11 protein-coding genes are annotated in these 13,202 nt (G+C 62.1%); 3 read left to right on the top strand and 8 right to left on the bottom strand.

Annotated features, from left to right (window positions below):
• Positions 1 to 2: 2 nt before the first annotated feature.
• Both NHH73_17115 and NHH73_17110 read right to left on the bottom strand, forming a co-directional pair.
• A complete protein-coding gene (locus tag NHH73_17115; GenBank protein ID USX24347.1) occupies positions 3 to 2,021 on the bottom strand; it encodes an acyltransferase in 2,019 nt (672 codons plus the stop codon).
• A gap of 195 nt (positions 2,022 to 2,216) precedes the next feature.
• Positions 2,217 to 3,857 (bottom strand): response regulator, encoded by a 1,641-nt coding sequence (locus NHH73_17110; protein USX24346.1) that lies wholly within the window; start codon positions 3,855 to 3,857, stop codon positions 2,217 to 2,219.
• Positions 3,858 to 4,122: 265 nt separating this feature from the next.
• Here NHH73_17110 and purL point away from each other — a divergent pair, with 265 nt between their 5' ends.
• A complete protein-coding gene (purL, locus tag NHH73_17105) occupies positions 4,123 to 8,187 on the top strand; it encodes a phosphoribosylformylglycinamidine synthase (GenBank protein USX24345.1) in 4,065 nt (1,354 codons plus the stop codon).
• Between the two features lie 82 nt (positions 8,188 to 8,269).
• On the opposite strand, the gene NHH73_17100 is transcribed toward purL, so the two are convergent.
• The gene (locus NHH73_17100; protein ID USX24344.1) at positions 8,270 to 8,938 is read right to left on the bottom strand and encodes a DNA alkylation repair protein; all 669 of its coding nucleotides are present in this window, start codon (positions 8,936 to 8,938) and stop codon (positions 8,270 to 8,272) included.
• Between the two features lie 235 nt (positions 8,939 to 9,173).
• Here NHH73_17100 and NHH73_17095 point away from each other — a divergent pair, with 235 nt between their 5' ends.
• Both NHH73_17095 and NHH73_17090 read left to right on the top strand, forming a co-directional pair.
• Entirely contained in the window at positions 9,174 to 9,605 is a 432-nt protein-coding gene (locus tag NHH73_17095) for a YeeE/YedE family protein (GenBank protein ID USX24343.1), read from the top strand.
• 10 nt (positions 9,606 to 9,615) lie between these two features.
• Positions 9,616 to 10,032 (top strand): YeeE/YedE family protein, encoded by a 417-nt coding sequence (locus NHH73_17090; GenBank protein ID USX24342.1) that lies wholly within the window; start codon positions 9,616 to 9,618, stop codon positions 10,030 to 10,032.
• A gap of 79 nt (positions 10,033 to 10,111) precedes the next feature.
• Here NHH73_17090 and NHH73_17085 read toward each other — a convergent pair whose 3' ends face one another.
• The 5 genes from NHH73_17085 to msrB all read right to left on the bottom strand — a co-directional run bounded on the left by NHH73_17085 (position 10,112) and on the right by msrB (position 13,200).
• A complete protein-coding gene (locus tag NHH73_17085) occupies positions 10,112 to 10,888 on the bottom strand; it encodes a peptidylprolyl isomerase (GenBank protein ID USX24341.1) in 777 nt (258 codons plus the stop codon).
• A 99-nt stretch (positions 10,889 to 10,987) separates the two neighbouring features.
• Positions 10,988 to 11,764 carry a peptidyl-prolyl cis-trans isomerase gene (locus tag NHH73_17080; protein ID USX24340.1) on the bottom strand — a complete coding sequence of 259 codons (777 nt, stop codon included), beginning with the start codon at positions 11,762 to 11,764 and terminating at the stop codon, positions 10,988 to 10,990.
• Between the two features lie 120 nt (positions 11,765 to 11,884).
• Complete coding sequence (locus NHH73_17075; protein USX24339.1) at positions 11,885 to 12,157, bottom strand: BolA family transcriptional regulator; 273 nt, start codon at positions 12,155 to 12,157, stop codon at positions 11,885 to 11,887.
• The gene (locus NHH73_17070; GenBank protein ID USX24338.1) at positions 12,154 to 12,783 is read right to left on the bottom strand and encodes a septation protein A; all 630 of its coding nucleotides are present in this window, start codon (positions 12,781 to 12,783) and stop codon (positions 12,154 to 12,156) included. The genes NHH73_17075 and NHH73_17070 overlap by 4 nt, the downstream gene beginning before the upstream one ends.
• Before the next feature lie 18 nt (positions 12,784 to 12,801).
• On the bottom strand, positions 12,802 to 13,200 hold the full coding sequence (gene msrB, locus NHH73_17065) for a peptide-methionine (R)-S-oxide reductase MsrB (GenBank protein USX24337.1): 399 nt from the start codon (positions 13,198 to 13,200) through the stop codon (positions 12,802 to 12,804).
• Between the last annotated feature and the right edge of the window lie 2 nt (positions 13,201 to 13,202).

Below are 13,202 nucleotides of genomic sequence, written 5' to 3'. Positions count from 1 at the left end.
CTTCAGTGGCGCAGCGCGGCTAGCGCTGGCGTCGCGCTGGCGGCAGGACCGGTGAAAATGGACGAGAATAGCGGCGTCAAATAGCGGCTACCATGTTTGCTCAAGTGGTTATCGTCGAAATACAGCGCCTTGCCGCCGGCCATCGCATGGCAAGTGCCGTCCGGGCACAGGTAGGGCAGCGGATCGAGGATCGTCACGCCGCAGCGCGCATGGGCCGCATCCTGCGCCGCCCAGACCTGTTTGTTGCGCTGCCGGTAGGCGTCGATCGCCACGCCGAGCTCGCGCTCGCGGCCGAGGATCTTGGCGCGGGCCAGCGTCTGGGGCACGTTGATCCGCATTTCAGCCACCGGGCGCATCATGTACACCGGCCGGTGCCTGGCGATCGCGCAAGCGGTCTCGACCATGCGGTCGCCGACCTCCTTGTAAAAGGCGGCGCTGAAGGTGGCGTGCGGCGCGGTGAAGTAAAAGCTCGGCGGCGCCGCCAGCGTGTGCTCGAGTCCGTCCTCATTCGGCCCCTCCATGTACAGCGCGCTGCGGTTGATGATGACCACAGGCACATTGGCCGGCATGCTGCGCAGGCGGTCGAGCGTCCAGGCCAGGAAGCGGCTGCAGCGCTGGGGGGCGTCCATGACGCTGCGGTAGCCCTGCAGCGAGGGGCAGCCGCCCAAGGTCCAGTTGAGCGCGCCCATCGAGGCGTTCGGCAACGCCGCCGCCACCGCGCCGAAGATGGCGCCGCCGTGGCTGTCGCCGAGCACGATGACCGACAGCTTGTCGCCGCCCACCTGGCAGCCTTTGTCATGGCCGTGGTCGACGATCTCGCAGCCGCCGGGCTGGTCACGGTCCTGCGCCGAGGCGAACAGCGCTTCGACGTCCTGCGGGAAGCGCCCCGCATAGCCATGCTCGAGCTTGATGAGCAGCACCGGGAGCGCCACGGCGGCGCAGCCGGCGACCAGCGTGGCGGCGACGGCGTAGCGCGGCATGCGCTCGAGCGGCAATCGCAGCCGCGTTTCGACCAGCGCGTAGGACAAATGGCCCAGCGCGAACGTCAGCGCCAGCGCGCAGGCGATCGCCAGCGGATCGCGGTGCAGCTCCAGGTAATGCAGGCCCACCGCGAGCGGCCAGTGCCACAGGTACATCGAGTACGAAATGCGGCCGGTCCATTGCAGCGGGGCCCAGTTGGTCAGCGGCGACGCTTGCCGCGCCGCCGCCAGCACCAGCATGGTGCCGACGACGGGCACCAGCGCGCGCCAGTTCGGCCACACCTGATGGCCGAACGCCAGCACGGCGCAGGCGATCATGGCCATTCCGGTCAGTTGCAGCGCGCCGGCCGCCGCCTGCGAGCGCGGCGGCCGGTGCGCCGCCAGCGCGACCAGGCCACCGGCGATCATCTCCCAGGCGCGGTACGGCAGCAGGTAAAACGCGGTCACCGCCCGCATCTCGGCCTGGTACAGGCACAGGCCCAGCGAGACGGCGGCGCCGAGCGCAAGGGCGGTCAGCATCGCTTGGCGCGAGGGCCGAATTTTCCACACCAACATCATTGCCAACGGCAAAACCATGTAGAACTGCCATTCGACCGACAGCGACCAGGTGTGCAGCAGCGGAATATTGAACACCCCGGGGGTGAAGTAGTCGGTGCCGCGCCAGAATTTGATGTTCGACAAGAACAGCAAGGCGCTGGCGACCTGATCGCCAAGCTCGTCGAACTCGAGGACCGACAGCGTGAAGCAGCCGGCCATGAGCAACGCTGCGCAGAGGACGATCAGCGCCGGCAGGATACGCTTGCCGCGTGCCAGGTAGAAGCGCCACAGGAAGGCGCCGGGCTGTTGCAGCGCGCCGTCCTGCAATGCCCTGAAGATGATTCCGGTCATTAAAAAACCGGAAATGACAAAGAAAATATCGACACCGACATAGCCGCCGTCGAATCCCGCCACGCCGAAGTGATAGAGCACCACCGCGAGAACGGCCCACGCGCGCAAGCCGTTCACGTCGGTTCTGAAACCGCCGTTACCTGAGACCATCATGTTACCCCTAGTTTTGGACACACCGCTGTTATAGTTTTATTCTGGCAACATTGAAGTTTTTCTCAGAATTAGCGGAATTGTATCGTCTATTGCTATTGATGGATATCAATAATGATATTTAATTTGATAAGGTGAGGGCGCGGGAAGCGCGAGTGGAGGGCCGGGCAGGGGTGAGGCGCTGCGCGCGTGACGCGTTCAGGCGGTGGTGGCGATACCATACTTGCGCTGGGTGTGGGCGTACTGCGCCTGCAGCGCCTCCAGCGACGGGTGGGCCGGGTCGATCTTGCGCATGCGCTCGAGCAGCCAGGCGCATTGTTCGGCCATCGGCGCCTCCCACCCCAGATCGTCCAGCTGCTTCAACATCGCCGAGGCGGCCGCCGGCAGCAGCGACATGTTGGCCGGCGCCTTGCGCAGGCCGGCGTTGAGCGTGTCGAGCGCGCCGCGCAGGTCGCCCTGGCCGCGCATCGCCGCCGCGTCGGACAGCAATTCGCCAACCTGCATCTTGATCTGTTCGCCCATGCCCTCGGCCAAGTCGTGGCGGCCGGCCTGTTCGAACACCTGCACGGCGTCGTCCATCGTCACGCCGCTGTCGGTGTCGTTCATCAGGTTGAGCATGACGTTCGAGGCCTGCTGGTCCAGCTTGATGTTCAGGCAGCTGTGCACCAGGCCGATCTTCAGGCCGGTCGACAGGCCGCGCGCGCTCTCGATGGCGTTGACGGCCGCGGTCAGCTCGGTGGCGGCGCCGGCCAGGTTGCCCGTCATTTCCTGCACCATGCCGGCGGCGATGGCGCGGCAGGCCTCGGTGTTGGCGTTGCCGCGCAGCGAGCGCTCCATGTCGCGGATCACGCCGCTGGCCTGGTTGGCGTCGCCCTTCTTGACCAGCGTCTTGACCAGCTTGACGTGGTCCTCGGGGTCGCGGAACTCCGAGTACTTGGCCTTGGCGACGACCTGCTTGAAGGCCTTCTCGGCCACGCCGACGTCGCCCGTCTCCAGCGCCACCTCGCCCAGGTGGCGCAGCCGGCGCACCATGTTGGGGGAGATGCCGACGGCGTCCTCCAGCACCTTCTTGGCCGACTCCTGCTGGCCCAGCGCCTCGTGGGTGCGCGCCAGCAGATCGTAGGCGGCCATGAACTTCGGATGCTCCTCCAGCAGGTTGACCAGCGTTTGCTGCGCCTCGACGAATTTCTGCAAGCCGAATTGGCAGCGCGCCATGCCCAGGTGGGCCCAGGCGGTGGGGCGGGTCATCAGGATGGTTTGATAGACGAATTCGGCCTCCACCAGGTCGTCGATCGACACCAGCAGCTCGGCGCGCAGCCGGGCGTAATCGTTGGCGTAGCGCGGATGCTTGTCCTCGCCTTCCTTGCAGCTGGTGATGGCCTTGCGGATGCTGCCGGCGGCAAGCTGTTGGTACACCGGCCAGAACACCTCGCGCCGGTCGACCGCGCGGCCGATGCGCTGGAGCAGCGAATCGACGGTGAACGGTTTGAGGATGTAGTCGGTCGGCGCCAGCTCGACCGCGCCGATGACCTTGCTGTAGACGCCCTCGGAGGTGAGCATGATGAAGATGGTCCACTGCGCGATCAGCTTGTGGTGGCGCAGGTCTTCGAGCAGTTGCTGGCCGTCCTGGCCGTTGGCTTCGCCGCTGCCGTTGCCCAGGTCGTATTCGCACAGCACGATGTCGTAGGGCTTTTTGGACAACTGCCGGATCGCGGTGCCGGAACTGACCGCATATTCGATCTTGGTGATCGACGATTGGTTCAGCATATTGTGCAGGCTGCCGCGCATACCCGGGTTCGGGTCGACGATGAGCACCGACAAATCGCTATATTCCGCCATGATGAAACCCCTGCTTATAGTGGGTCAAGCATACCCCAAGGCAAGTAAAAATGTTACAGAAACCCGGTGTTTGGCCAGGAAAGAGGGGGTTTTCTGGGGCAAAGCGGCCTTGAATGTTGCTTCGGAGGCAGTTTTTGGGTGGAAATGGCGCTGTATGGAGAAGCTGCTAACGGGTATAATGCGCGCAAAGGAACACTGCAAGAATTAGCCTCATGCCTCATCGCCCTTTAATCCGCAGCCTTGCTGCATCAACCATCCTCCAAATATGTTGATTCTGCCGGGCTCCAACGCCCTGTCCGCATTCCGTAGCCAACGCCTGTTAACCCAACTGCAAGCCGCGCTGCCGTCCGTCGCCGCCGTCCAGGCGCGCTATGTCCACTTCATCGACGCCGCCCAGCCGCTGTCGGCCGACGACACCAGCCGCCTCGGCGGCCTGCTGACCTACGGCGAGCCGGCCCACGCCGACAACACCGAAGGCGCGGTCGAAGAGTTCTTCGTCATCCCGCGTTTCGGCACGATCTCGCCGTGGGCCTCCAAGGCCACCGACATCGTCCACAATTGCGGCATGACGCACGTCAAGCGCGTCGAGCGCGGCATCGCCTTCCGCATCAACCTGAAGACCGGCATTTTGGGCAGCAGCATCGGCGCGCCGAAGAAGCTGTCGGACGCGGAAGTGCAAACCGTCGCGGCCCTGCTGCACGACCGCATGACCGAATCGGTGCTGCGCTCGTCGGAGGAGGCGGCAGGCCTGTTCCGCACGCTGGACGCCAAGCCGCTGGAGTCGGTCGATGTGATCGGCATGGGCAAGAACGCGCTGGAGAAGGCCAATATGGACCTGGGCCTGGCGATGTCGGACGACGAGATCGAGTACCTGGACGCCGCCTTCACCAAGGCCGGCCGCAATCCGACCGACGTCGAACTGATGATGTTCGCACAGGCCAACAGCGAGCATTGCCGCCACAAGATCTTCAACGCCGACTGGACCATCGACGGCGTTGCGCAGCCCAAGTCGCTGTTCGGCATGATCAAGAACACCCACCAGTTGCAGCCGAAGGGCACCATCGTCGCCTACAGCGACAACTCGTCGATCATGGAAGGCGCCGAAGTGATGCGCTTCTTCCCGCAGGGCGAGGCGCAGCAGTACGCGCCGATGACGGAACTGACGCACACCCTGATGAAGGTGGAAACCCACAACCACCCGACCGCCATTTCGCCGTTCCCGGGCGCCTCCACCGGCGCCGGCGGCGAGATCCGCGACGAGGGCGCGACCGGCCGCGGCGCCAAGCCGAAGGCCGGCCTGACCGGCTTCACGGTCTCGAACCTGCTGCTGCCGGGCGCCGTGCAGGCCTGGGAAAACGATATCGACGTGACCGCGCCGCTTAGTGGTCAAAGCGGTTACCGCGACAGCGCGTCCGCCAAGGCCTACGGCAAGCCTGACCGCATCGCCTCGGCGCTGCAGATCATGATCGAAGGCCCGCTTGGCGGCGCCGCGTTCAGCAATGAATTCGGCCGTCCGGTGCTGGGTGGGTACTTCCGCACCTACGAACAGAATATCGGCAAGCAGTTCGCCGGCGCCCAGGACACCGTGTTCGGCTACCACAAGCCGATCATGATCGCCGGCGGCATTGGCAACATCTCCGGCCAGCACACGCACAAGAACGACATCCCGGTCGGCAGCCTGCTGGTGCAGCTGGGCGGTCCCGGCATGCGCATCGGCATGGGCGGCTCGGCCGCGTCGTCGATGGCGACCGGCACCAACACGGCCGACCTGGACTTCGATTCGGTCCAGCGCGGCAATCCGGAAATGGAACGGCGCGCCCAGGAAGTGATCAACGGCTGCTGGCAGTTGGGCGCGAACAATCCGATCATCTCGATCCACGACGTTGGCGCCGGCGGCTTGTCGAACGCCTTCCCGGAGATCACCAACGACGCCAAGCGCGGCGCGATCTTCGACCTCCGCAAGATCCCGCTGGAAGAAAGCGGCATGGCGCCGAAAGAGATCTGGTCCAACGAATCGCAGGAACGCTATGTGCTGGCCATCGCCCCGGAAAGCCTGCCGATGTTCAAGGCGCTGTGCGAGCGTGAGCGCTGCCTGTTCGCCGTCGTCGGCACCGCCACCGAGGAACGCCAACTGAAGCTGATCGATCCGGAGCTCGGCAACGAGCCGGTCGACATGCCGATGGATGTGTTGCTGGGCAAACCGCCGAAGATGCAGCGCGACGCACATCACGTGCAAAACGAGTTCCCGGCCATCGACCTAACCGGCATCGAACTGGAAGAAGCGGCCAAACGCGTGCTGCTGCTGCCAACCGTGGGCGACAAGTCCTTCCTGATCACCATCGGCGACCGCACCGTGGGCGGCATGTCCGTGCGCGACCAGATGGTCGGCCCGTGGCAGGTGCCGGTGGCCGATTGCGCCGTCACCGCGATGAGCTTTGAAGGTTATCTGGGCGAAGCGATGGCGATGGGCGAGCGCACGCCGCTGGCCGTCATCAACGCCGCCGCGTCGGGCCGCATGGCCGTCGCCGAATCGATCACCAACATCGCCGCCGCGCCGATTAAGGATATCTCCGACATCAAACTGTCGGCCAACTGGATGGCCGCTTGCGGCCAGCCTGGCCAGGACGCGGCGCTGTTCGACACCGTCAAGGCGGTCGGCATGGAACTGTGTCCGGCGCTGGGGATCAGCATCCCGGTCGGCAAGGATTCGCTGTCGATGCGCACCACATGGAAGGATGAAGGGGATTCGAAGGCCGTCACTTCGCCGGTCTCGCTGATCGTCTCGGCCTTCGCGCCGGTGTATGACGTGCGCAAATCGCTGACGCCACAGATCAAGACCGACGCCGGCGACACCGCCATCATCCTGATCGATCTGGGTCGCGGCAAGAACCGCCTGGGCGCCTCGGCGCTGTCGCTGGTCATGGGCCAGCTGGGCAACGAGACGCCGGACGTCGACAATCCGGAAGACCTGAAAGGCTTCTTCGCCGCCATCCAGCAGTTGAACGCCGACGGCAAGCTGCTGGCCTACCACGACCGCTCCGACGGCGGCCTGTATGGCACGCTGACCGAGATGGCCTTCGCCGGCCGCGCGGGCTTGTCGATCAACCTTGACATTTTGACCCTGGAAGAGGGCCACGGCGCCGACCAGGGCGACGCCAAGAACTGGACCGGCCAGATCGCCGAGCGCCGCAACGAGCAAACCTTGCGTGCGCTGTTCTCCGAGGAGCTGGGCGCGGTGATCCAGGTGCGCGCCGACGAGAAGTCGCTGGTCATGGACGTGCTGCGCTCCTTCAACCTGGGCGCGTGCAGCCATATCATCGGCAAGCCGAACGACCGTGGCGTGATCGAATTCACCCGCGACGCCAAGGTGATCTACAACCAGCCGCGTGCGGCGCTGCACCGCCTGTGGAGCGAAACTAGCTGGCGCATCGCCCGCATGCGCGACAATCCGGCCTGCGCCGACGCCGAATACGACCGCATCCTGGACGAATCCGAGCCGGGCATGACGCCGAAGATCACCTTCGACCTGACCGAGAACGTGGCCGCGCCGTTCATCGCGACGGGCGTTCGTCCGCGCGTGGCGATCCTGCGCGAGCAGGGCGTCAACTCGCACATCGAGACCGCGTACGTGATGCACCAGGCGGGCTTCACCGCCGTCGACGTGCACATGAGCGATCTGATCGCCGGCCGCGTCAAGCTGGACGACTTCCAGGGCATCATCGCCGTCGGCGGTTTCTCGTACGGCGATGTGCTGGGCGCCGGCGAGGGCTGGGCCAAGACGATCCTGTTCAACGCCGCCTTGTCCGAGCAGTTCGCCCGCTTCTTTGCGCGCGCCGACAGCTTTGGCCTGGGCGTCTGCAACGGTTGCCAGATGATGAGCAATCTGAAGTCCATCATCCCGGGCGCGCATGCGTGGCCGAAGTTCACCACCAACAAATCGGAGAAATTCGAAGCGCGCTTCGCGATGGTGGAAGTGCTGGATTCGCCGTCGATCTTCTTCAACGGCATGGCCGGCACGCAGACGCCGATCGCCATCGCCCACGGCGAAGGCTACGCAGACTTTAGCCAGACCGGCAACATTGCCGAAGCCGTGGCGGCGATGCGTTTCGTCGACCAGCGCGGCGCGGCCACCGAGGCTTATCCGTTCAACCCGAACGGCTCGCCGCAGGGCCTGACGTCGGTGACCACGGCCGATGGCCGCTTCACCGTGATGATGCCGCATGCCGAGCGCGTGTTCCGCTCGGTGCAGCAATCCTGGCATCCGGAAGCGTGGGGCGAGGATTCGCCTTGGATGCGCATGTTCCGCAACGCCCGTAAATTCGTGGGTTAAAAGCTCGGCGTAATTGCGGGGTTGGATATCGAGGCAGCCGGGAGAAATCCCCGCTGCCTCGATTACGTTAAGATCATCCGGTTTAACCGTCGGCCGCGAGATGCTTATTCGCTTCCCGATAACTGAGCGGAGAAAGCCTGGCTTTTTCCCTTGCGGTGAATTCCCGCACGGCCTGCGGGTTGTGGCGCGCGTAATCCCTCAATGCCCAGCCGATGGCTTTCTGTATAAAAAACTCTTTTTCGTGCGCGCATTGCAGCGAATAAGAAAAAAGCAGCGCCTCATCGGTTTTATCCCGCCAGCCCAACTGATGTAATATCGCGACCCGCCTCACCCACATATTTGGGTGGACGATGGCCTGATCCATATCGTCATGCCGGTATCGCAAAACCTTGCCGACGATGGATGCAATCGCATCGACCGTATCCCACCATGATTTCGATTGCACCAGCTGGATCAAAGCAGGCAAATGACCGACATCGAGTTTATTGGTGTGCATCGCAAGTAAATCGATCGCCGCGTATTGATATTCCCGCTGAGGGTAATCCCACAATGTCCGCGACATTGCTATCAATTCATCCGCGCTACGCCTCTTCATAACTTGATTTAACGCTTTGGTTGCCGCGCGACGCGCTGGCGCTCCGATGCCAAGAAACTCAAACTGATCGCGCATATAAGCGGCCATGGGCGCGCGACGGGTTGGGTCGGCAACGCCCTGAAGGGAGGCAACAATAGCTGTTATATCGGGCGTCATTGGCGGCCACGGGCATAGGTCGTTAGTTTGCGCCAAATATTAGCACGTAACAGCCAAATTCTGGCGCAACGTGCTGAGGTAAGGGTCCCTCGCGCCTTTCTGAACCACGTAGGGCGGATTAGCGCAGCGTAATCCGCCAAGCGCCACCGCAGCCCAGAACAATTAACGATCACAGATGCTATAGTGGGAATCAACCAACGGCCAATCCACCGCACGATCGAAAAAAGGAACAACGATGTCAATCGACTGGCAATCCTTCACCCCGTGGGCATCGCTGGCGGGGGGGCTATTAATCGGCGCCGCAGCCAGCCTGCTCATTCTATTCAACGGGAGAATAGCCGGCATTAGCGGCATCATCGGCGGCTTATTCCAGCCGCAAAAGGGCGATATCAGCTGGCGCGTGGCGTTCATCGCCGGCCTGTTTGGCGCACCGTTAATTTACCGTTTATTCACCGAACTACCCGCCATTCAAATCGACGCCAGTTACGGTATTTTGCTCGCCGCAGGCCTGATCGTAGGCGTGGGAACACGCTACGGTTCCGGCTGCACAAGCGGCCATGGCGTCTGCGGTTTATCCCGGCTATCGCCACGTTCCCTGGTGGCGACAATAACTTTTATGGCAGCAGGCTTCGCCGCCACCTACGTGGTCCGTCATTTAATCAACTAGAGGAGGGCATATGCCGATATTCACCGCCTTACTGTCCGGACTGATTTTCGGCCTCGGCCTGATACTGTGCGGAATGGCCAATCCCGCCAAGGTACTGGGCTTTCTCGACTTGGCCGGCGCCTGGGATCCCTCCCTGATATTCGTCATGGGCGGCGCGATCGGCGTTGGTTTGGTCGGCTTCGCGGCGGCCACCCGGCGCAAAGTGACGCCATCCGGCGAGCCGATCAAGCTGCCGACGACGCGCCAGATCGACCGTCCCCTGGTCATCGGCGCGCTGCTGTTCGGCATAGGCTGGGGCATCGCCGGCTTTTGCCCCGGCCCTGCACTAGTGGGCATGGGCATGCTGGAGCCCAAGGCGCTGCTGTTCGTGCTGGCCATGCTCGCCGGCATGGGCCTGTTCGAATGGCGCCGGCGCGCCAAGGCTTGAAAAGCAAAACGCCCGATAAACTTCATCGGGCGTTCCATGGGAGCGGGGCGGCGGTCCGCGCCGCGCTCACCGGCCAGTATTACTGGACCTTGGCTTTCTTGATCAGCTCGTCGCGGTAGGCGGCGATCTTCTTCTGTTGCAGCGCCTCGGAAACCTGGCCCTTGACTTCGGCCAGCGCCGGCAGCTTGGTGGCGCGCGACTCTTCCAGCTTGATGACGTGGTAGCCGAACTCGGTCTTGACCGGGGTTTCGGTGATCGCGCCTGGTTTCAGGGCGACCATGGCGTCAGCGAAAGGCTTGACCAGCTTGGCGGGAGTCATCCAGCCCAGATCGCCGCCGTTGTTGGCCGAACCATCCTTCGAGACCTTGGCCAGTTCTTCGAACTTGCCGCCGGCTTTCAGCTTGGCGATGATGTCCTTGGCTTCCTGTTCGGTCGCGACCAGAATGTGGCGCGAGTGGTATTCCTTGTCGCCGACGGCGGCCTTGTACTTGTCGTACTCGGCCTGGATTTCAGCATCCTTGACCGGGTTCTTCTTGACGTAGTCCGCCAGCATGGCGTTGATGGTGATGCTCTGCGCGGCGTTGTCGATGGCCGACTTCACTTCCGGCTTGGCGCCATAGCCTTGCTTGCTGGCTTCCTGCAGCAGCACTTCGCGGCCGATCAGTTCCTTCTTGACCATTTCGCGCAGCTGCGGGCTGTCAGGCTGCTGGCCTTGGGCGACCACTTGCTTGACCATCTGGTCTACCTTGGCGGCAGGAATAGCCTTTCCATTGACGGTCGCGGCGTTTTGCGCGAAAACCGGGGCTGCAACGACAGCGATCAGTGCTAACAACAGACGGGCTGGCTTCAACATCATTATTAAATCCTATAAAAAAACAAGAAATCGCACTCGGCGGTGCATTGTACCAACGCAGAATCAAAAACGGCGCCCCGCAGGGCGCCGCCTTTTATAACATTACTGCACTTTTGCTTTCTTGACCAGTTCTTCCTGATACGCCTGCAGCTTCTTCTGCGCCAGCGCTTCGGAGATCTGCGGCTTGACTTCTTCCAGGGTCGGCAGCTTGGCCGGACGGATGTCGTCGACCTTGATGACGTGGAAACCGTTCGGGGTCTGCACCGGCTTCTCGGTCACGCCACCTTTTTGCAGGGCCACGAAGGCGGCCGAGAACGCTGGTGGGAAGGACGAAGGCGAGGCCCAGTCCAGATCGCCGCCGTTGGCAGCCGAACCGGTGTCTTTCGACGTTTTGGCCAGATCTTCGAACTTGGCGCCGGCCTTGAGCTTGGCGATCACGTCGTTGGCTTCGGCTTCGGTCGTGGTCAGGATGTGACGCACGTGGTATTCCTTGTCGCCGGCCTGTTTCGTGAAGCGGTCGTACTCGGCCTTGACGTCGGCGTCGGCGATCGGGTTCTTCTTGATGTAGTCGGCGATCATCGCGTTGATGATGATGGCCTGGCGGGCGTTGTCGATCTGCGCCTTGACAGCCGCATCCTTGCCGAAGCCTTGTTTTTCCGCTTCCTGCATCATCACTTCACGGCCGATCAAGTCTTTCTTGATCAGTTCGCGCAGTTGCGGCGAGTCCGGCTGCTGGCCCTGAGCGACGACTTGCTTGACGACCGCTTCGACGCGCGAGGTTGGGATGGCTTTGCCATTAACAACGGCAACGTTCTGTGCGAATGCAGGCACGGCGACAACGAGAAGTGCGATCAGCAAACTGGCTGGCTTGAAAGTCATTATTAATTCCTGTAAGGGGAAAGTTTTAGCGAAATTGCCTGGAAGGAGTTCGGTCAGCTATCTGTCTTTGTGTTCAGTTATTCTTGAAACCGATAGGACCGCTCCTCACCGGGCGCTACATCATACTTCGGACGGAGCCAATGCGGTAATGGCCAATGCATGTATTTCACTATGCATCATATCGTGCACGGAATCATACACGAGTCGATGTCTTGTGACGAGTTTCAGGCCCTCGAATTGTAACGAAACGATTCTGACATTGTAGTGACCACCTCCGGAGGCCGCGCCGGCGTGGCCGGCGTGCATTGCGGAATCGTCTTCCAGCACCAATTCCACCGGCGACAAAGCAGCCTGGAAGCGGCCGCGCATGCGGTCCATCCGGGTATCGCTCATGTCGGATCCTTCATATGGCGCGACAAATAAATCGTCTGCGCAACGATAAACACAAACATGATGGCGGTCGATCCAAACGCCTTGAAGCTGACCCAGGCGCTGGTATCGCCTTTATAAAGAACGAAGGCGACATACCAGTTGAGGATGCCCATGGCGGTGAAGAAACCGATCCACGCCAGATTGAGGCGCGACCAGATCACATCCGGCAGCTCGATGATTTCGCCCATCGATTTGCGCATCAGATTCTTTTTAAAGACAAATTCGCTGACCAGCAAACCGACGGCAAAGAACCAATAGACGATACTCAGTTTCCATTTGATGAATACTTCATCGTGCAAGTAAATCGTCAGGCCGCCGAAAAACACAAACATGCCCAGCGAGAACCACATCAGGAATTCGACTTTCTGTCCGCGCAGCTTCAGATACGCGATCTGGGCGATGGTGCCGATGATGCCGACCAGGGTGGCCAGCACGATCGGCGACTGGTCCGCGGTGACCGAACCGCCGGAGATGATGCCGCTCAAATAAGTGTTGATGAAGTGCTGCGAGGCCTCGGCATTGGCGCCGGACAGCTTATAGGCGCCGAAAAACAGCAGGACCGGCAAAAAGTCGAACAGAAATTTCATGGTGTCTTATAGCGTTTATTAGTCTTGTGGATCAAATCGCAAGGAGGCCGAATTGATGCAGTAGCGGAGGCCGGTCGGCGGCGGGCCGTCCGGGAACACGTGGCCCAGGTGGGCATCGCATACCGCGCAAATGATTTCGGTGCGCAGCATACCATGGGTTCGGTCGGTTTTCTCGATCACGTTGGCCGGGTCCAGTGCTTCGAAATAGCTCGGCCAGCCGCAGCCGGAATCAAACTTGGCGTCGGAACGGAACAGCGGCGTGTCGCAGCACACGCAGGTGTAGATGCCGTGCTCGTGATGATCCCAGAATTTACCGGTAAATGCACGCTCGGTGGCGGCGTGCCGCGTCACCTGGTATTCCATCGGGTCCAGCATGTCGCGCCATTCAGCGTCGGATTTGGTCACTTTATTGGTCATGG

Source organism: Oxalobacteraceae bacterium OTU3CINTB1 (assembly GCA_024123955.1).
Classification (GTDB): Bacteria; Pseudomonadota; Gammaproteobacteria; order Burkholderiales; family Burkholderiaceae_D; genus Rugamonas.
Note: the sequence above shows the minus strand (reverse complement) of the source record. Positions and strands in the feature narration are given on the sequence as shown.